The 19,273-nt window shown below is 60.6% G+C and carries 21 protein-coding genes; 12 read left to right on the forward strand and 9 right to left on the reverse strand.

From position 1 onward, the window contains the following. Positions 1-5: 5 nt before the first annotated feature. The 5 genes from WG78_RS04615 (at position 6) to WG78_RS04635 (ending at position 4,296) form a co-directional block, all read left to right on the forward strand. Positions 6-785, forward strand: coding sequence for a cysteine hydrolase family protein (locus tag WG78_RS04615; protein ID WP_053936598.1), 780 nt, complete (start codon positions 6-8; stop codon positions 783-785). Positions 786-956: 171 nt separating this feature from the next. Next, entirely contained in the window at positions 957-1,592 is a 636-nt protein-coding gene (gene upp / locus WG78_RS04620) for a uracil phosphoribosyltransferase (RefSeq protein WP_053936599.1), read from the forward strand. A 102-nt stretch (positions 1,593-1,694) separates the two neighbouring features. Further along, on the forward strand, positions 1,695-2,942 hold the full coding sequence (locus WG78_RS04625) for a uracil-xanthine permease family protein (protein WP_053936600.1): 1,248 nt from the start codon (positions 1,695-1,697) through the stop codon (positions 2,940-2,942). Between the two features lie 129 nt (positions 2,943-3,071). After that, a complete protein-coding gene (locus WG78_RS04630) occupies positions 3,072-3,761 on the forward strand; it encodes a flagellar basal body L-ring protein FlgH (RefSeq protein ID WP_053936601.1) in 690 nt (229 codons plus the stop codon). Beyond that, entirely contained in the window at positions 3,754-4,296 is a 543-nt protein-coding gene (locus WG78_RS04635; RefSeq protein WP_083458765.1) for a hypothetical protein, read from the forward strand. The genes WG78_RS04630 and WG78_RS04635 overlap by 8 nt, the downstream gene beginning before the upstream one ends. A gap of 24 nt (positions 4,297-4,320) precedes the next feature. Here the strand turns inward: WG78_RS04635 and WG78_RS04640 are convergent, their stop codons facing one another. Both WG78_RS04640 and WG78_RS04645 read right to left on the reverse strand, forming a co-directional pair. Further along, a complete protein-coding gene (locus WG78_RS04640; protein ID WP_053936602.1) occupies positions 4,321-4,515 on the reverse strand; it encodes a hypothetical protein in 195 nt (64 codons plus the stop codon). 27 nt (positions 4,516-4,542) lie between these two features. Continuing rightward, on the reverse strand, positions 4,543-5,121 hold the full coding sequence (locus WG78_RS04645; RefSeq protein ID WP_053936603.1) for a GNAT family N-acetyltransferase: 579 nt from the start codon (positions 5,119-5,121) through the stop codon (positions 4,543-4,545). Positions 5,122-5,367: 246 nt separating this feature from the next. Between WG78_RS04645 and WG78_RS04650 the strand changes: the two genes are divergently transcribed. Continuing rightward, on the forward strand, positions 5,368-5,751 hold the full coding sequence (locus WG78_RS04650) for a hypothetical protein (protein ID WP_152969059.1): 384 nt from the start codon (positions 5,368-5,370) through the stop codon (positions 5,749-5,751). A gap of 92 nt (positions 5,752-5,843) precedes the next feature. Then, positions 5,844-6,434: a DUF4142 domain-containing protein gene (locus tag WG78_RS04655; RefSeq protein ID WP_083458766.1), complete on the forward strand. Its 591-nt coding sequence runs from the start codon at positions 5,844-5,846 to the stop codon at positions 6,432-6,434. Here WG78_RS04655 and WG78_RS04660 read toward each other — a convergent pair. The 5 genes from WG78_RS04660 to WG78_RS04680 form a co-directional block, all read right to left on the reverse strand. Beyond that, positions 6,431-6,898: a hypothetical protein gene (locus WG78_RS04660; protein WP_053936606.1), complete on the reverse strand. Its 468-nt coding sequence runs from the start codon at positions 6,896-6,898 to the stop codon at positions 6,431-6,433. The two genes, WG78_RS04655 and WG78_RS04660, sit on opposite strands and share 4 nt — an antisense overlap. After that, positions 6,891-7,202, reverse strand: coding sequence for a hypothetical protein (locus WG78_RS04665; protein ID WP_152969060.1), 312 nt, complete (start codon positions 7,200-7,202; stop codon positions 6,891-6,893). Before WG78_RS04665 ends, WG78_RS04660 begins: the two co-directional genes overlap by 8 nt. Before the next feature lie 194 nt (positions 7,203-7,396). Then, positions 7,397-8,059, reverse strand: coding sequence for an energy-coupling factor ABC transporter permease (locus WG78_RS04670; RefSeq protein ID WP_053936608.1), 663 nt, complete (start codon positions 8,057-8,059; stop codon positions 7,397-7,399). Continuing rightward, the gene (locus WG78_RS04675) at positions 8,056-8,667 is read right to left on the reverse strand and encodes an alpha/beta hydrolase (RefSeq protein ID WP_236691976.1); all 612 of its coding nucleotides are present in this window, start codon (positions 8,665-8,667) and stop codon (positions 8,056-8,058) included. The genes WG78_RS04670 and WG78_RS04675 overlap by 4 nt, the downstream gene beginning before the upstream one ends. Positions 8,668-8,754: 87 nt before the next feature. After that, a complete protein-coding gene (locus WG78_RS04680; protein ID WP_053936610.1) occupies positions 8,755-9,771 on the reverse strand; it encodes a LacI family DNA-binding transcriptional regulator in 1,017 nt (338 codons plus the stop codon). A 236-nt stretch (positions 9,772-10,007) separates the two neighbouring features. Here WG78_RS04680 and WG78_RS04685 point away from each other — a divergent pair, with 236 nt between their 5' ends. The 5 genes from WG78_RS04685 to WG78_RS04705 all read left to right on the forward strand — a co-directional run bounded on the left by WG78_RS04685 (position 10,008) and on the right by WG78_RS04705 (position 15,926). Continuing rightward, the gene (locus tag WG78_RS04685; protein ID WP_053936611.1) at positions 10,008-11,255 is read left to right on the forward strand and encodes an extracellular solute-binding protein; all 1,248 of its coding nucleotides are present in this window, start codon (positions 10,008-10,010) and stop codon (positions 11,253-11,255) included. 246 nt (positions 11,256-11,501) lie between these two features. Continuing rightward, positions 11,502-12,473 (forward strand): carbohydrate ABC transporter permease, encoded by a 972-nt coding sequence (locus WG78_RS04690; protein ID WP_053936612.1) that lies wholly within the window; start codon positions 11,502-11,504, stop codon positions 12,471-12,473. A 2-nt stretch (positions 12,474-12,475) separates the two neighbouring features. Continuing rightward, entirely contained in the window at positions 12,476-13,312 is an 837-nt protein-coding gene (locus tag WG78_RS04695; protein WP_053936613.1) for a carbohydrate ABC transporter permease, read from the forward strand. 198 nt (positions 13,313-13,510) lie between these two features. Further along, a complete protein-coding gene (locus tag WG78_RS04700; RefSeq protein ID WP_053936614.1) occupies positions 13,511-14,842 on the forward strand; it encodes a GH1 family beta-glucosidase in 1,332 nt (443 codons plus the stop codon). Beyond that, on the forward strand, positions 14,835-15,926 hold the full coding sequence (locus WG78_RS04705) for an ABC transporter ATP-binding protein (RefSeq protein ID WP_053936615.1): 1,092 nt from the start codon (positions 14,835-14,837) through the stop codon (positions 15,924-15,926). Before WG78_RS04700 ends, WG78_RS04705 begins: the two co-directional genes overlap by 8 nt. A gap of 994 nt (positions 15,927-16,920) precedes the next feature. On the opposite strand, the gene WG78_RS04710 is transcribed toward WG78_RS04705, so the two are convergent. After that, the gene (locus WG78_RS04710; protein WP_053936616.1) at positions 16,921-17,412 is read right to left on the reverse strand and encodes a GNAT family N-acetyltransferase; all 492 of its coding nucleotides are present in this window, start codon (positions 17,410-17,412) and stop codon (positions 16,921-16,923) included. Between the two features lie 3 nt (positions 17,413-17,415). Beyond that, complete coding sequence (locus tag WG78_RS04715) at positions 17,416-19,206, reverse strand: bifunctional metallophosphatase/5'-nucleotidase (RefSeq protein WP_053936617.1); 1,791 nt, start codon at positions 19,204-19,206, stop codon at positions 17,416-17,418. Between the last annotated feature and the right edge of the window lie 67 nt (positions 19,207-19,273).

Genomic DNA, 19,273 nt, shown 5'->3' on the forward strand with positions numbered 1-19,273 from the left:
GCATCTTGAACACGCAGCTTTTGATCATCGATCCGCAAAACGACTTTATCGACCAGCCGCGCGCCGCATTGCCGGTGGCGGGGGCCGCGCAAGATATGCAACGGCTGGCGGGTTTTGTAACCAAACACAACGATGCGCTGACGGGCGTTACCGTGACGCTGGATACGCACGCCGCTTATGACATCGCACATCCCACCTGGTGGCGCGACGCGGACGGCGCGCATCCCGCACCGATGTCGCCGATCACCTTGCAAGACGTGCAAAGCGGACGCTGGACGCCGGTGGACCCGTCGCGTCGCCAGCATGCGCTGGACTATCTGGCGCAATGCGGGCTGTGGATCTGGCCGGAACATTGTCTGAAAGACACGTGGGGCGGGGCGGTGTACCCGGCGCTGGCCGAGGCATTGACGGCGGTGGCCACCAAAACGATCTGGCTGCGCAAAGGCGAGAATCCGGACACCGAGCATTTCTCCGCGTTCGAGGCCGATGTGCCGCTGGCCTCTGACCCCGAATACACCGCGTTCAATCCGCGCAATGTGGCGCAACTGATCGACGCCGATCGCATTCTGGTGGCGGGCGAAGCGCTGTCGCATTGCGTGGCCAGTTCGGTGCGCTCGCTGGTGCGTCATCTGGGGCCTGAATTCGCCCCGCGCCTGGTATTGCTGACGGATTGCATGAGTCCGGTGCCCGGTTTTGAAGCGCAAGGCGAGGCGTTTATTGCGGAAATGGCGGCGCTCGGCGTGGGCCTGGCCACCACGCAAACCGCACTAGTGGCGGCGGGATGATGCAGTAAGGTAATGCGGGCGACGGTCAGTCTGGTGCGCCTGGGGCCAGGCAGTGGCGGGTCAGGGCAAGTGGCGCTCGCCTTGACCACCTCTCGATTACAGCAATGTGCGACTTGCGCCGAAACCCTTACAATACGCAGCAATCCCCCAAGACATCCCCGGAGCGCCTTCATGCAACTCACCGTCGTCGACCATCCGCTGGTGCAGCACAAACTGGCGCTGCTGCGCGAAGAAGACGTCAGCACCAACAAATTCCGCCTGCTGACCGAAGAACTGGCGCGTTTGCTGGCGTATGAAGCCACGCGCGATCTTCAACTGGAACATCGCACCATCAAAGGCTGGTGTGGCGATGTCAAAGTGCAAAAAATCAAAGGCAAAAAACTGACCGTGGTGCCGATTTTGCGCGCCGGTCTGGGCATGCTCAACGGCGTGCTGGACCTGGTGCCGTCGGCCAAGATCAGCGTAGTTGGTCTGGCGCGTAATGAAGAAACACTGCAGCCCGAGCCGTATTTCGAGAAATTTGTCGGCAGCCTGGATGATCGGCTGGCGCTAATCATCGATCCGATGCTGGCCACGGGCGGATCGATGGTCGCCACCATCGACATGCTCAAGCGCAACGGCTGCAAGCAGATCAAGGCCATCGTGATGGTGGCCGCGCCGGAAGGCGTCAAGCTGGTTAATGAAGCGCACCCGGATGTGCAGATCTACAGCGCTGCGCTCGATAGCCATCTGAATGAGCAGGGCTACATCATTCCGGGCCTGGGCGATGCCGGCGACAAGATTTTCGGGACGGTCGCCAAGCGCTGACCGTTTTGATTATCACCACGCCGGGCGCTGTCCCGGCGTTGTTTTATCCACGGTGTTGATGGCCATACACCTCCAAACCCAACATCAATAAAAGGCGACGCAATGTTTTCAGGCCTCAAACAATTTATTTCGGGCGCGCAGATTCTGTTTGTCGCGTTCGGCGCACTGGTGCTGGTGCCGCTGCTCACCGGTTTGAATCCGGCGATGGCGCTGCTGGGCGCGGGCGTGGGCACACTGATGTTCCAGTTGTGTACGGATCGCAAAGTGCCGCTGTTTCTCGGCTCTTCATTTGCCTTTATCGGGCCGATCATTTTTTCGATGCATACCTGGGGCCAGGCCGCTACGCAGTTCGGATTGTTCTGCGCGGGCGTCATGTATTTTGTGGTGGCCGCGCTGATCCGCTGGCGCGGCATGAGCATCATCAACCGCCTGCTGCCGCCGGTGGTGATCGGGCCGGTGATTATGGTGATTGGTCTGTCGGTAGCGGTCACTGCCTCGGGCATGGCGATGGGGCAGGGTGGCGGCAAACAGCTGGTGGCGTATTGGCCGTCGCTGATTCTGGCCACCATCTCGCTGGCTACCACCATCATCGTGTCGGTGTTTGCCGGGGGTTTGCTGCGGCTGGTGCCGATTCTGTCGGGCGTGATTGTCGGCTATATCGTTGCGTCGTTTATGGGCATGGTGGATTACGGCCGCATCGCCGCCGCGCCGTGGTTTGCGCTGCCCACGCTGGTGTCGCCCATCGTGAACTGGAGCGCCGCGCTGTTCATGTTGCCGGTAGCGATTGCCCCGGCGATCGAGCACGTGGGCGCAGTGATGGCCATAGGCAAGGTGACCGGCAAAGACTATACGCAGCGCCCCGGCTTGCATCGCACCTTGACCGGTGATGGCCTGGGCGTGTGTTTCGCCGGCCTGATTGGCGGGCCGCCGATTACCACCTATGCCGAAGTCACCGGCGCGCTGATGATTACGCGCAACTTCAATCCGGTGATCATGACCTGGGCCGCCTGCCTGGCCGTCATCCTGGCGTTCTTTGGCAAGTTCAACGCCATTCTGCAGTCGATTCCGTTGCCGGTGATGGGCGGGGTAATGGTCTTGCTGTTTGGCACTATCGCCAGCCTGGGCGTCAAAACCATGATTGATGGCAAGGTCGATCTGATGGCGCCGCGCAATCTGGTGATTGCCTCGGTGATCCTGACCTGCGGCATCGGCGGCTTTACCTTGAAGCTGGGCGATCACGAACTGGCCGGTGTCGGCCTGGTCAGCATTGTGGCCATCGTGCTCAATCTGGTGCTGCCGCGCGAACGGCGTGAAGACATCGACGCCGCCGCGGAAACCCCGCCGCTTTAAGCGCTTACCTTGCGCGGCTGCCGGAGCGGCGGCCGCGCAAGTTCCACCGTTCTTGCACATTTCTTCCTTTTTGCTTCCTCACAATCGACACCGCTATCGCTGGGTCGATGCATTTTCTGTGAGGTCGCCATGTCGTTGTTCCGAGTTTACTGCCCGCTGCTGACGGCCCTGACCGCGTTGACGCTGGCGGGGTGTGCCGCTCCGCAACAGTCCATGATCACCATCCCTACGCATGCGCGTGCGCCGGTGGAGCAACCCGCTTATGAAAACCAGGGCTCGATCTTTCAGGCCGCTTCGGCGCAGATGCTGTTTGAGGAATCGGTGGCCTCGCATGTGGGCGACACGCTGACCATCACCATTGCCGAGACGCTGACCGGCAGCAACAAATCCAATACCAGCGCCAGTAAATCGGGCACCGTCGGCTTTAAAGGCCCCGGCTCCACCGCCAATATGGGCGGCCTGATCAAGACGCTGTTTGACCTTAACGTCACGTCCACCGGCAACGACACCTTTACCGGCAAGGGCAGCACCGACAACGCCAACAGCATGACCGGCACACTGACCGTGACCGTGATCGACGTGCTGGCCAACGGCAATCTGGAAGTCGCGGGCGACAAACGCATTGCGTTGAACGGCGACGTCAATACGCTGCGCTTTTCCGGCATTGTTAAAAAACGCGATATCCGCGCCGGTAACAGTATTCCGTCCAATAAGGTGGCGGATGTGCGGCTGGAGCAAGTGGGCCATGGCGTGGTGGCGGATGCCAATACCGTGGGCTGGCTGCAACAAACCTTTATGAGCGTGCTGGGCTTTGACTGAGCACCTGATTTGCGCGGCGCGCTGGCTGCCGGCGCTGGTGCTGCTGACCGGGCTGACTGGCTGCGTGGTGGTGCCGGTGGACGGCATTATTTCGGCCACCGCCGACGGCATCGCCACCATTACCGCCGCCGCCGCCAATTCCAGCCAGAACGCCAATACCTTCCAGTACGTGCGCCCCTATCTGTCGCTGAAGGAAGTGTGTATCGAATGGAATGAGCGCGTGACGGTGCCGGATTTCGTGCCGTCATTGCAGGTGGGCCTCAAGCATTACGGTATCGAAAGCCGCGTGTATTCGCCTGGCACCGAACCGCCCGGTTGCGCCACGCTGTATTACAGCGCCTCGCGCAAATGGGAAAAGAAATGGGGCCAGGATGAAGACGTGTCTTATCTGGGCGAAGCCGCCTTGTCTTTGCGCCGCAATGGCCAGTTGCTGGGTAGCGCCAGCTACGAGGCCTCCAATTACGGTTTTGATAAATGGAAAAACACCGGGGCCAAGTTGGGCCCGGTAATCGATTCGATGCTGGCCGGCAACTGACCGCGCCGCCCGAACGCACAAGATTTAACCGCCCGACCCACTACTCTGGAGCAACACCATGGCCATCAGCCCTCTGTCTTCCACCACCGTTGCTGCGCCCAGCAAACCCGTCAACACTGCGCGCGTTAACAGCCCCACGCCCGCGCCGTCACCGGCTCCTGCCGCCACCACCACGCCGCCGGGCCGCGTCGATACGCACGCTTGAACGATAACGGGCATGCACGATTTGCAGCGGGCCGCGCCGCGTCAGCGGACGTCGCTGCGCTGCAAATCTGCCCGCGCAAAGTCCGCTTTCAGCAACGCGTATTGCAGCAGGTCTTGATACTGGCCATTCCAGTGACCCGCCTGGCGTAGCAAGCCTTCGCGCACAAAACCGAGCTTTTCCACCAGCCGGATTGATGCCGCATTGTCGGGATGAATTTGCGCTTCGACCCGATTCAGCGCCATCCGCGCCCAGCCCCAGCCTAGCGCCGCGCCCAACGCTTCGGCCATATAGCCGTGGCCCCATGCATCACGCGCCAGTTCGTAGCCGGTGACCGCGCTATGCCAACTGCGATTCCAGCGCCCCAGGCCGCACGTACCCAACAACACACCATCGCTGCGCCGCTGAATGGCCCAACGTACGCCCGGCACCGGATCGGACCAGCGTGCGTTGAACATATCGATCAGCGTGATCGCTTCTTCTGGTTGTCGGATCGGGTCGGCGCCAAACCAGCGCATTACCTCGGGGTCGCTATGGATGGTCAGCAGGCGCGGCGCATCTGCGTGCGTAAGCTGCCGTAACACCACACGGTGGGCATGGACGAGCGGAAAAGTGTCGGTCATGGTGATATCGGAGGGCGTTTAAAGGCGGCGCAAACGGCGTGCAACGGGGCGGCCAGTATGCCATGCACGTCAGCGAGAGCCGGGCTTGTCTCACGGGGGATTCGTGCTTTGTCTGACTTTGGTGACACCGCCAAACGCGCATGATACCTGCACCAGATTGCCGCAACGGCGCACGACGCCGGGCCAGCGCCACGGATACCGTGTACCGCCCCGCGCTGAGCAATGCGGCCCAAGCAGGAGTGCACCATGAATCCCGGCACCACCCCATCCAATACCCCAAGCCGCGCGCCCGAAACTATGCCGCGAATTGTTGCCCTGCCACCGAGTGTGCCGGGCGAGCCGCCTGATCATTTGCCGGGGCCACCGACCACGCCGCAGCCGATCCAGCCGGATGAGCCGTTTCCGCACAACCCGGAACAGGACCCGCCGTTTTCGGACCCACCCGGCCCGATCAAGGAGCCGCCACGCAGTCCGGATGAACCCGGCACCAACACGCCGTATTTTGATCAGCGCGATCGCGGCGCGGTCTCGCTGAACCCCTCGACACCAGGCGCGTTGCTCGCCGGTCTGGTGGGCCAGGGCGCTCCGGCGCGGCGCTGGCGCATCGGCGGCTGGGTCATCAGCCACTAAATAATCGCTACCCAGACACGGTGCCCGGCGTAGCAACGGCGGGCACCGCGAGAACCAAAAAAAACCAACAATCGCTACATCGGAGAATCGCTATGCGTACTTTGCAATCACGTCGTTTGTTACCTGCCTTGCTGGCCGGTCTGTTGCTGGCCGCTGGCGTTAGCCATGCTGCGGATACCCAGTCGTCCACCGGTAACACCGCCGCCAAACCCGCGGCGGATGTGCAGCCGTCCAAGCTGTCGCAAGACGACGCTGACTTTGTCGACAAAGCCGGCCATGCGGGCGCAGCGGAAATCCAGTCCAGCCGACTGGCGCTAAAGCATTCCAAATCCAAAGACATCAAGGCCTTCGCCAACATGATGATCGAGGACCACACCAAAGCCGCGCAGAACCTCGAAACCGTGGCCGCACTAAAAGCCAAACCGGTGCCGCATGACCCGGATTCGGCGCAGCAAGGCGAAATTGCCAAGCTGGAGCAGCTGCACGACAAGGCCTTTGACCAGGCTTATGTGCAATTCCAGGTCAAAGCGCACGAAGAAGCCGTGGCGTTGTTCCAGAAAGAAGCTAGCGGTGGCAGCGATGCCGACGTAAAAGGCTTTGCGGCAAAAACCGAACCGACGCTACAAGGCCATCTGGACCACGCCAAGAAACTGGCGACCAAGTACAAGGTCAGCGGCGGTTAAGTCCGCCTGGTTTGATCGGCAGAAGGCCCGCACGTGTTGCGGGCTTTTTGTTGCGTTTCACGAAGCGGTTGGCTGATCGTGGCAATGCCTGCGGTGACTTGCCTGGCATGCGTCAGCGTCTGGTCCATGTCGTCCCGGCTAAACGCACGGACCAGCTCGTAATCCGCGTGGACCCGCAGTGGTCGCAAAACCCGTTGGCAGCGGTAAGCCAGAGCGCGCACTCGCTCGGGATGTGCGCAGTGATGAGCGCGGCAGGCTTCCATCGCCTTGTATTCTCTGGCGTGCGAGCCCCCTGAGACTTCAGCGAAATACGGCAACTGCAGGCGATGCACCGCATCGCGGCAGGCATGGTACGCGCCGTAATAGGCCCGGTTGGCCACAGTGCGGCGCACGGTTTCGTCATCAGCGCCGTGTGCCGCCAAAAGCTGTTCAGCGCATTGCAGCAGTGCGTTGCTATCAGTCATCGCGCCTCCGACGGGTGATGTCGGCGGCGATGTGCTCGGCCGGAAAATCGGGAATCAAGGTATACATCTCGATAGCGAATTCAATACCGAGCATGGCAGCCTCGTCGTGGCTCACGTCCACGGGCAAGGTCATATAAATCTCGCCCGTACACTGGATACCGTATTCGGGCGCGTAGGGGCAGGGCACGCCATGCCTGGCTGCTACTTGCAGGGCGATGGCGAGCATGCGATCAAGCCATTCCGGATCCACGTTGCGAGTGCTTAACTCAGCAGCCACTTCGGCCCCGTAGGGTGGGGGCTTCATTGTTTCATCCCTGCTGGCACCCCGCGCGCGCAGCGCGCGCACACCCGCGTCCGGGGATTTTTTAACCACCCTCTGCGCATTCAAACACGTCATTTTCAGCCGCCATGAGTTAACCAAAGCCGCCATGCTACGCCGCGAAAAACATCGCTGCTAAGGACTATCTGAACCCACTTTTACCACGCGGATTTGCGATTTTACTTATTGCGCAGGTACAGCTGGTCATCAAACGTCACCACCCATTGCGGAGCATAAATCACCAGCATGGTCATCACCATGCCTGTGGTAAAAGCCTCGGGAAAACCAAACAGCAAGTAGTACGGCAATTGTTCTTCCAGCAAAAAATCCGGGGCGTACACGCCGGTGGCCCACAGCAGCGCACAGGTGCTGATGCCCACCAGCCACATCGACAACGCGCCAGCGGCAAAGCTGTTAAGGAAGATATAAACAAAGTAGTTATGCGGCAGCCGTTTTTGCGCCAGTTGCAGCAAACGCCAGGTCAGCGTGGTGGGGATGCCTGCGGTCAGTAGCCACGACACCCCGATGCCGGTCCAGTCGCCATGGCCATCCAGAATATCGGCCACCAGCGCCACCGCCACGCCGATGCGCGCGCGATCTGGCCCGGCCACCAGGGTTAATCCGGCCGCGCCCAGCAGATGAAATGCCAGGCCGGGCTGAATATTGGCCTTCATCTGCCACAGCACCAGCATCACCACGGTGCCGCCAAACCAGCAGGTCAGCTCGGATTGCGGTACGGTCAGCCAGTTGGTTTTATAGATAGAGCGCGCCAGCAGCAGCGCGGCCATCACACACGCGCTTATCCATAACCAGGCGGGAAACAGGCCGGCGGTCAGGTTCATGCGCGCATCCGGCTACGCCATTCGCGGTCAACCAGATCAGCCAGTTGGGTCAAGCGGCCATGAAAGAAGTGGCCCACGCCCGGCACCACCAGCACGGGCAGTTGCTGCGGGCGCGCCCAGTCAAACACCGATTGCAGCGGCACCACTTCGTCTTGCTCGCCGTGAATGACCAGCGTGTCGGCCGGTACATCGGGGAACTGATGGCGGATGGTGGCGGGGCCGATCAGAATCATGCCCTCGACTTCGTCGTCGGTCAGGCGCAGGCGAAATTGCGACTGCACGAATGTGCCAAACGAGAAGCCTGACAGCACCAGCTTGCCCACACCCGGAAAATCCTGCCGCGCTTGCGCCAGCACGGCCGCCATATCGTCGGGCTCGTGCACGCCACCGCTATGTTCGCCTGCAGACTGGCCCACGCCGCGCAGATTGGGGCAGTACGCCACATAGCCCAGCCGCGACAAGGTCTTGGCCAGCGTGTGCACAATCTTGTTGGTATTGGTGCCGCCTTCCAGTGGATTGGGGTGCGCTACCAGCGCAATGCCGCGCGTTTCGGGCAGGGCGGATTCCAGCCGCAATACTTCGAGCTGGCCAACGGGGCCGGCAATCATCAGGGGTTCAAAAACGGGGGCTTTGCGGGGCAGATTCATGGCGAGGCGGGCGGCAAAAAGTCAGCCGCCATTCTAGCAATCAAACGCTTAAACGCGCCGCACCGATTCGCGCACCACCAATTCAAATTGCGGATGCGTCACCGTCTGCGCCTGGTTGGTCAGCATGTTCAACAAGGTCTCGGTGGCGGTCTTGCCCATATCGAAAGTGGGCTGGCGGATGGTGGTTAGCGGCGGCAGCATGTAATTGGAGACGGCCAGATCATCAAAGCCGATCATCGACACCTCTTCCGGTACGCGAATCCCGCGCCGGTACAAGGCCAGCCGCGCGCCTAATGCGCTCTGGTCGTTGGCCACAAACAGCGCGCTGAATGGCGCACGCGATTCCAGCAATTGCGTCATCGCCATCACGCCACCGGCTTCGGTAAAGTCACCCACTGCCACCAGACGCGGATCGGGTTCCAGGCCGGCATCCAGCAGCGCGCGACGATAGCCCTGCAAACGTGCTTCGGAATCGGGCTGCGCCAGCCGCCCGGCAATATGCGCGATGCGCTTGTGGCCCTGGCTGATCAGATATTGCGTCGCTTGATACGCCGCCGCTTCGTTATCCACCGCCAGGCCAATGGCGCGCGGCGACTCCATGCGGCGGCCGGTAAACACCACCGGCACCTGGCGCGCGATTGATTGCAATTGTTTATCGGTACTGGTGGCCATAAAGATGATGATGCCGTCCACGCGCCGCGCAATCAGCAGTTCCACATGGTCTTGCTCTTCGCGCTCTTGCCAATGGCCGCTGACGATCAGCAGGGCATAGCCGGTGCCGGAAATCGCATGCTCAACGCCCTTGAGTTCTTCGCCAAAAAACGGCGAGCTGATGTCCTGCGTGACGATGCCGATCGTCTTGGTGCTGCCGGTTTTGAGGCTTTGCGCCAACACATTCGGTTTGAAGTTCAGTTTTTCGATGGCCCGCGTGATCGCTTCCTGCTTGGTGGTCGAAACCGCCGTCACGCCAGTTAAATAGCGCGATACGGTGCTGGCCGACACGCCAGCCTCGCGGGCCACATCCTGTACCGTTACGTTGTAATTGTCGGGTTGCTCAAGCGTCATATTGCGTTGTTTACCGTTGTTTCTACAGGGATTGGTGCACCGCAACAGTGCACTTGAAAGCATCTTGCAAGATGTAGTGAAAAATTTGCACCTACATGGAACAACTTATTGCCGCTGTATGCGTCCAGGGCTAAAACTGAAAACGATTTCAACGATAACGGCAAAAAAGCCGTTTTTCCACAGTAACTGCGAAATCGATTTCATATTACTACAACCTCATGTCGTTGGAGAGAGTCATGAATAAAGTTGTACGACTGGCAGTAGCGTCCGCGCTCTGCGCTGCTGCATTGCCATCCTGGGCTGCTGTAACCCTTACCGTTGCCAGCTTTCCGGATCTGGATCGCGACGTAAAAACGGCCATTCCACTGTATAAAAAACTGCATCCGGACGTCGAAATCAAACTGGTTAGCCGCGAACGTGTTGACCACGTCAACGCGCTGACCACGCAACTGGCATCCAGCTCTGGCCTGCCTGATGTGATGGGTCTTGAAATCGGTTTTGTGGGTCGGTTTATCGCTTCGGGCGGTCTGGAAGACCTGTCCAAAGCCCCGTACAACGCAGGCCAGCTGCAAAGCCAGATCACCGGTTATTCCTGGGCGCAAGCCAAGGGCGCCAACGGTGACGTCTATGCGCTGCCGGTCGATATCGGCCCGGGCACGATGTTTTATCGTAAAGACTTGCTGGACAAGGCGGGCGTAACCGAAGCCGATCTGACCAAGTCCTGGGAAACCTATATCGCCGCGGGCAAAAAGATCAAAGCCGCTACCGGCGCGTATCTGGTGGCCAGCCCGGTGGATCTGAAAGACATCTATATCCGTTCCAACCTCAAGAACGGCGAAGGCATCTACTTTGACAAGAGCGGCAAGCCGATCATTGCTGGCAACCCGCGCTTTGAAAACGCCTTCAAGTACGCCAAAGAAGCGCAAGACGCAGGCATCGCCGGCAACATCAAGCAGTGGAGCAACGAATGGGCGGCTGGCTTCCAGCACGACCAGATCGCCACGCAAGCAATGGGCGCATGGCTCAACGGCCATCTGGCGCACTGGCTGGCGCCGGATCAAGGCGGCAAATGGCGTTCGTGCAACCTGCCCGCAGGCGCATTTGCGTCGTGGGGCGGTTCTTTCTACGCGATTCCGGCCAAGTCCACGCACAAGGCCGAGGCTTATGAATTTGTGAAATTCCTGGCCGCCAACCGCGAACAACAGATCGCGGCGTTCAAGACGCTCGATGCCTTCCCGTCGCTGAAGGCCGCGCAGGATGACCCGAGCATGTCCGAGCCGCTGCCGTACCTGGGTGGCCAGAAAGCGCGCGAAATGTGGCGCGATGCGGCCAAGCATGTGCCGGAAATCCCGATCAACAAGAACGACGGCGTTGCTGAAGACATCATCAACGACCAGCTTGATCAGGTTGTGCATCAAGGCAAGGACATCAAGGCCGCACTGGCCGATGCCCAGGCCGACGTCGAACGCCGCGCCCGTCGTTAAGCCGGGCAGGGTGCGCGTCTGACCCTTACGTTTGATTGTTGTTAAAGCATCAGCGGGCGTTTTGCCTGATGCAGGCAGTCGGGCGGCAAGAACCGCGCGAGCAGGCATGCAATGTAACCAGCTGCCACTGGTTATGCTGCATACACCGCTTGCAACGCATTGCCGCCTGCTACCGATGATGGCGCCCGACTCCAGGGCCGGCGTGTTCCCCGGCCGATTTTTTACCGGAACACCGGAGTTTTTTGCATGGAATCCGTGTTGTCCCCAGCCGCCAGTTCTACTGCCCCGCGGCGACGCAAACGTTTTCAATCATGGAAATGGGCGCCCTATATTTTTATCAGCCCGTTCGTGATCATCTTCGCCATCTTCGGCGCGTTTCCTTTGATTTTTTCGGCCACGCTGTCTTTTGCGCAGTGGGACCCGGCCGCCGGTTTTGGCGCGATCAAATGGATTCAGCTCGACAACTACAAGTTTGTGTTAACCGACCGCTGGTTCTGGAAGAGCCTGGGTAACACGGTCTATATCGCGCTGGCCTCGGGCCTGCCGCAGCATCTGGTGGCGATTCCGTTCGCCGCGTTCCTCAGCACCTTGCTGCGTGGACGCAACATCGTGCTGGGCGCGTATTTTCTGCCGTTTATTACTTCGAGCGTGGCGATTTCGCTGATTTTCAGCTCGTTGTTCTCCAAGGATTTCGGCGCCATCAACGCCATCCTGATGAGCCTGCACGACCACCTGCCGCTGATCGGCCAACTGCTGCCCGACCACAAAGTGGACTGGCTGCAGAACACCGAGATGGTCAAGCCGACGGTCAGCTTTGTGGTGTTCTGGCGATATGTGGGCTGGAATACGGTGCTGTACCTGGCCGCAATGCAGACCATTCCGGAAGATCTGTATGAAGCCGCCACGCTGGATGGCGCCAGCATTACGCGTCAGTTCTGGCATATCACGCTGCCGATGATTCGCCCGATGATGTTCTTTGCGGTGTCGCTGACGCTGATCAACAACCTGCAGTTGTTTGAAGAGCCGTTCATTCTGCTGGGCGACAACGGCGGCACCGGCCAGGCGGCCATGACCACGGCCATGTATATGTACCGCACCGCATTCTATTTCAGCGACTTTGGTACGGCATGTGCGATTTCGTGGGTGATGTTCGTGATTATCGCGGTGCTGTCATACGGCAATAACCGTTTGTTCAAACTGGCTGGCGGGGAGGATTGAACATGGCCGTCACCAAGAAAAACACCACCGGTAAAAGCGTAGCCTGGGTGATCGTGTTTCTGGGCGCAGTGCTGATGCTGGCGCCGTTCTACTTCACCTTTGTGTTGGCCACGCAACCGCGTGAGGCGATTTATCACATCCCGCCACCGATGTGGTTTGGCGAAGCACTGGCGCACAACATCAGCGCCATCAACGCGCTGATCCCGTTCTGGCATAACCTGGGCATGAGCTTTTACGTGGCCGCGATGACCACCGTGCTGGCGTTGTTCTTTTGCTCGATGGCCGGCTACGCGTTTGCGATGTATGAATTCCGCTTCAAGAAATTCTTCTTCGCCATCGTGCTGGGCAGCATGTTATTGCCGCCGTTCCTGGGTTTGATCCCGACCTTTATGTTGATGAACGCGCTGGGTTGGCTGGATCAACCGCGGGCTTTGTATCTGCCCGCTGCAGCCGGCGCATTTGGCATCTTTTTGATGCGCCAGTACATCGGCTCGGCCGTGCCCAAAGAACTGATGGAAGCAGCGCGCATCGATGGTTGCGGCGAATTCCGTATCTACTGGAATGTGGTGCTGCCGCTGATCGGACCCGCCTTGGGCACGCTGGGGTTGGTGACCTTTATTACCAGCTGGAACAGCTTCTTGCAGCCGCTGGTAATCATGCATACCCCCGAGAACTTTACCTTGCCGGTGGCGCTGCGCAGCGTGCAGAGCACCACCAATACAGACTGGGGCGCGGTGATGGCAGGCTCGGCGATTGCGGTGCTGCCGCTGCTGATTCTGTTTGTATTGTTCTCGCGCCGCCTGATTGCCGGGCTGACCGCAGGGGCCGTCAAAGGCTAAGTCAGCTCATCCCCTGAAAACAAAAACGTAACCCGCAGCCGGCTGTGTTTTTACACGGCCGGGCAGGGCGGGCTACGTCCGCGATTTGACTATCGCACCGAATTGTTAACTTGAATCTGGCTGTCCGGTCACGTTGGCAGGCGTACCGGCGCGGTCTTCCAAACCACCGTCGCTCTACATTTGAAACTGGAGTTACTCATGTCTTCCCTCGTTTTTCCGCGTGACTTTGTCTGGGGCGTTGCCACCAGCTCTTTCCAGATTGAAGGCGCTACTACCGAAGGCGGCCGCGGCGCGTCGATCTGGGATACGTTCTGCGCTACCCCAGGCAAAATCATCGACGGCACCGATGGCACCGTGGTGTGCGACCACTACCATCGCTACAAAGAAGACGTGGCGATCATGGCCGACCTGGGGCTGGACGCTTATCGCTTCTCGATTGCCTGGCCGCGCGTGCAACCGGCGGGCTCGGGCGCATGGAATGAAGAAGGCTTCAAGTTTTACGAAAACCTGCTGGACGAGCTGGACGCCAAGGGCCTGAAAGCCCACGTCACGCTGTACCACTGGGATCTGCCGCAAGCGCTGCAGGATCTGGGCGGCTGGGGCAACCGCGAAACGGCTTACCGTTTTGCCGAATACGCCGCCGAAGTCGGCCGCCGTTTTGGCAACCGCGTTGCCAGCATCGCCACCCACAACGAACCGTGGTGCACCGCCTATCTCGGCAACTTTCATGGCCGCTTTGCGCCGGGCTTTACCGATATCGCGCTGGCCAACCAGGTGTCCCACCATCTGCTGCTGTCGCACGGCCTGGGTATCAAGGCGCTGCGTGAACTCGGTATCTCGGCCCAACTGGGTATCGTACTGAACCAGTCCGATGCCGATCCGGCCACCGACAGCGCCGCCGACAAGCGCCAGGCACAGCTGGAATATGAAAACTTTACCGGTTGGTTTATGGACCCGATCTTCAAGGGCCACTACCCGCCGCTGGCGCTGGAAGTGTATGGCGACGCCGCCCCGAAGGTAGAGCCGGGTGACTTTGAAATCATTGGCCAGAAAATCGACTTCCTCGGCGTTAATTACTACTTCCGCGCCTGGTGCAGCACGCAAAACCCGCCGATCGAGCCGCCGCGCGCGCTGGGCATTACCGATATGGGCTGGGAAATCTACCCGAAGGGCTTGACCGATCTGCTGGTGCGCATCAACCGCGAATACCCGAACCTGCCCCCGATCCTGATCACCGAAAACGGCATGGCCAACCCGGATCGCGTGGAAGACGGCGCGGTGCATGACCCGCAACGCAGCCAGTTTCTGCAACAACACTTGTCCGCGCTGAAAGACGCGATGGACCAGGGCGTGGATGTGCGCGGCTACTTTGAATGGAGCTTGCTGGATAACTTTGAATGGGATTCCGGCTTGTCCAAACGTTTTGGCATCGTGCACGTCGATTACGACACGCAAAAACGTACGCTGAAAGACAGCGCGCACTGGTATCGCGAATTTGTCAGCCAACAAAAGCGGGGCAACCATGGCTAGTCTGTCGCTACGCAATATCAAAAAGGCGTATGGCAATAACGCGCCGGTGATCGAAGGGCTGAACCTGGAAGTGGGCAAGGGCGAGTTCGTGGTGTTTGTCGGGCCGTCGGGCTGCGGCAAATCCACGCTGCTGCGCATGATTGCCGGCCTGGAGGACATCACCGGCGGCGACTTGCTGATCGAGGGCGAACGCGCCAACGAACTGCATCCGTCCGAGCGCGGTATTGCCATGGTGTTCCAGAGCTATGCGCTGTACCCGCACATGACCGTGGGCGAGAACATGGGCTTTGCGTTGCGTCTGTCCGGCATGGACAAGCGCGCGATCAAGGAAGCCGTGGGCCGCGCCGCCGAAGTGCTGCGCATTACGCATTTGCTGGATCGCAAGCCCGCCGCGTTGTCGGGCGGCCAGCGCCAGCGTGTGGCCATCGGGCGCGCCATCGTGCGTCAGCCCAAGGTGTTCTTGTTTGACGAACCCCTGTCGAACCTGGACGCTTCGCTGCGAGTGCAAATGCGCATCGAGCTGGCGCGGCTGCATCGTGAACTGGGCACCACCATGGTTTACGTGACGCACGATCAGGTCGAAGCCATGACGCTGGGCGATCGCATCGCGGTGTTTAACGCGGGCAAGCTGGAACAAGTCGGCCCGCCGATCCAGCTGTACCGCGAGCCGCGCAGCACGTTTGTCGCCGGCTTCCTCGGTTCGCCCAAGATGAACTTTCTTGATGTCGAAACCGCAGGCGCGGTGGCGGGCAACCTGCAACTGAAGCTGGGCGGCAATCAATCGCTCGACTTCGGTCGCACGCCGGTCGGCACGCTGCCCAGCCAACTGACGCTCGGCATCCGCCCCGAACACGTGCGCGTGGTGCCCGCCGCCGCTGGCCTGCAAGCGCGCGTGGACATGGTGGAAAACCTGGGTGACACCCAGCTGGTGCACACCGCACTGGCTGGCAGTGAGGCTTCGTTCTCGATTCGCATGGCCCCCGACGCGATCAGCCCGCGCGTGGGCGATGTGGTCGGCATCCATATCGACAGCGCCAACGCGCTGCTGTTTGATCGCACCGGCCGTGCGCTCGAACTGGCATGACGCGAGGATTGGACTAAGCTGAAATTCTCCTGGTTTGCTGGTTGCGGCAGCGATCTGCAAGCACGTTCGGCCCCGCGGTTTATGCCGTGGGGCTTTTTTTATGTGGCTGTTGGGCGACTGCAGCACGGTCATCTTGCAGTCCGGCGCTACTCGGAATGCGATGGGCACCAAGCCCACTCCGCTTCCTCCATTGCGGAGCTGTTGGGCGACTGCAGCACGGTCATCGTGCAGTCCGGTGCTACTCGGAATGCGCATGGGCACCAAGCCCACTCCGCTTCCTCCATTGCGGAGCTGTTGGGCGACTGCAGCACGGTCATCTTGCAGTCCGGCGCTACTCGGAATGCTCATGGGCGTTAAGCCCACTCCGCTTCCTCCGTTGCGGAGCTGTTGGGCGACTGCAGCACGGTCATCTTGCAGTCCGGCGCTACTCGGAATGCGCATGGGCGTTAAGCCCACTCCGCTTCCTCCGTTGCGGCGGCCTGCAACCTGACCGCACTGCAGCCGCCCCGACGCGCTGTGGGGTGCGGCAATGCGCTGCGCTGTTGCCTGGGATCCATAGTCAAGGCAATGGCAGCGTGCGGGCGGCCGGGCACTCTGCAACAGTCAGGACAGTAGGGTTACAACAGCGCGCCGGCGTCCGGCAGGGGCCCGCGTTTACTGTGCGCCTGCGGCAAGTGATGTTGCTCGCGGCCGATCGAGACGGGATCGGTACGCGAGCCGCGTTCTGGCGGTTTTAGCAGGCTTTCTGATCAGCGCCCTTGTCGGCGGTCGCTGTGGTGGCTGCAGCCTGGCCCGGCGTGCAGCTAGTGGCCGTCTTTTCGGGCGGATTGGTGCCATCCCACCAGCGTTGCACGGCGTCGCGGTCGAATGCCGTTACCGAGCTGTCGATGGGCGTGGCGCCCAGTACTGGATAGTTGCTGCGGAACAGCGCGATATCGCTGCTCGACAGATCATCAATGACGATATCCCACCCACCGAAGGCGGCGGGGCAACTTCAAGCAGCGCGCACGGCAATCCTGCGCAGGGTGGCGCTTTGCAACACGTTGGCCAGCGGCAAGTGAAACTCCACTGCTTTGGCGTTTTCGCGTGTGATGGTAAAGCCGAGCCTGTGATGGAAAGCCAGCGAGAGCGCGTTAGTTTTGTAGACGTGACTGCGCAGCGTCGACACGCCTGCTCTGCGCGCAAGTTTGAACACGCCGCTGACTAACGCCTGCGTCACCGATGCATTGCGCCAGTCGGGGTGGATGCAAAAGCCGGATACGAACGCGCAATCGGCTGTATCAGGCAGCAGCAGGGCATAAGCCACCACTTGGCCATTGCGCTCCACGGTGACTACCTGCGCGCTGGCCAGTGCGGCGGCCAGGCTGGCGCGATGTTGGGCGACATCAAATACGTCGCCCGCCTGTTCGGTGTGGGTGGGTAGAGTCAGTAAATCCAGCGCGAGGATGGCGCCGAGCAGCGCAGCGTTGTCAGGCCGTGGCGTCAACGCTTAATCCACCCGCACAATCCGCCCTTGCGGTTGCGCCCAGCCGGCCGGTTTGCCGCGGTCGGCCGAGGCTTTCAGATAGTCCGCCAGCGCGTCGCTGTCCAGCACGCCCGGGGCCAGGCGGTTGGTGCCTTCTTTCAGTACGACAAAGCCGTCGCCGCCTTCGGCGAGGAAGTTGTTCACCGCGATGCGGTAGGCGCCATCGGCACGTACCGGTTTGCCTTCAAATTTCATATCCAGCACACGATTGCCGACCGGCGCGCTGGCTTTCCAGCGGTAGCTGAAGCCGTTGGAAATCTGCAGCACAAATTGCGCGTTGGTGTGGCGCAGCCATTGTTGTTCCAGCAGCGTTCTAAGCTGCGCGCCGCTTAGCGTCATCACTTGCAGGGTGTTATTGAATGGCTGGCTGGCGGTCACGTCGCCCCAGCTCACGCTGTTATCGATGGCGGGTACGTGGTCGGGCAACGGGGCGCGCAGGCCGCCACGGTTGGTGATGGCAATTTGCGCGCCGTAGATGCGGGTGGCGGCCAGTTGGGCGTCCGCGACCACATCGCCCAAGGTGGATTCGCCCGAGCCTTTGTCGTTGCCGCCCGGCGTATCCAGCGTCAGTTGCGGCACGGCCAATTGCGCCACCGGCTGTTTGATCACCGGTTCGGTAATTTCGCGCGCGCGGTCGAGGATTTTCTGCATGGCGGGGTCGGGCGCGAGCGCCGTGGCATCGACCACCAGGTTGTTGGCTTTAACGCCTACCACGCTGGCGCTGGCTTTATCGACCGACAGCGTCAAACGCGTGGCCAGATGGCCGTACGCGTCGGCTTGCGTGACCACCGTGTTGTTAACGCGGCAGTTGTAGCCCTGGTGGGTGTGGCCACTCAGCACGGCCACCACGGCGGGGTCGAGCCGGCGCGTTATGCCGACGATATCGCCGCGCAAGGTACTGCAATCCTGCACCGCAAAGTGGTCGGGCGTTTCGCCGCCCTGGTGGATCAGCGCCACCACGCTGTTGACGCCCATGCCTTTCAGGCGGGTGACGATGCGGTTGATGGAATCCGCTTCGTCTTCAAAGCGCAGCCCGACCACGCCGGACGGCACCACCACGCGCGGGGTGTCTTCCAGCACAGCGGCGACAAAGCCGATTTTTACACCCTGGAATTCGCGGATGGCATAGGCGGGCAGCAGCGGTTTATCGGTGCGATCTTCGATAACGTTGGCGGCCAGCCACGTGTATTTGGCCCCGGCGTAACGGCGCGCAAATTTGCAGGCCTTTTGCGGGCGATTGGAGCCGCAGCCGCCGCGTTGCATGCGTTGCAGTTCGTCTTTGCCCTGATCGAATTCGTGATTGCCCACGCTGCTGAAAGCCATGCCCATGCCGTTCATGGCGTCCACGGTCGGCTCGTCACGCCACAAGGCGGATAACAGCGGGCTGGCGCCGATCAGATCGCCCACGCCGACAAACACAAAGTCGGGCGTGCGCGCGCGTTCCTGCGCCACCAGCGTGCCCAGTGCGGGAATGCCGCCCGCCATGATGGTGCGCATCTGGCCGGGGTGGTCGGGGTCCGGAATCCGGAACGGGGTGGGTTCGAGATGGCCGTGCAGGTCATTGATGGCCAACACTTCCACTTCAAACGGCGGTGCGCTGGCCTTGGGTTTGCTGTCGCCAAATGGATTAAGCGAGCTCATCGATGGCAACGACATGCTCGGCATCGATGGCATATGCATCGAGCCGCAGCCAGACAGCGTGGCTAACAGCGCCGACGTGGTGGCGTAGTAAGCAAAATGGCGTTGCAATTGCATAAAGCGTTTAATCCGATAGGGGGCGCGGCTAAGTTAGCCGTCAGCAGTGTATTTGCGCAACATTTCT

It is taken from the genome of Amantichitinum ursilacus (assembly GCF_001294205.1).
Taxonomy (GTDB): Bacteria; Pseudomonadota; Gammaproteobacteria; order Burkholderiales; family Chitinibacteraceae; genus Amantichitinum; species Amantichitinum ursilacus.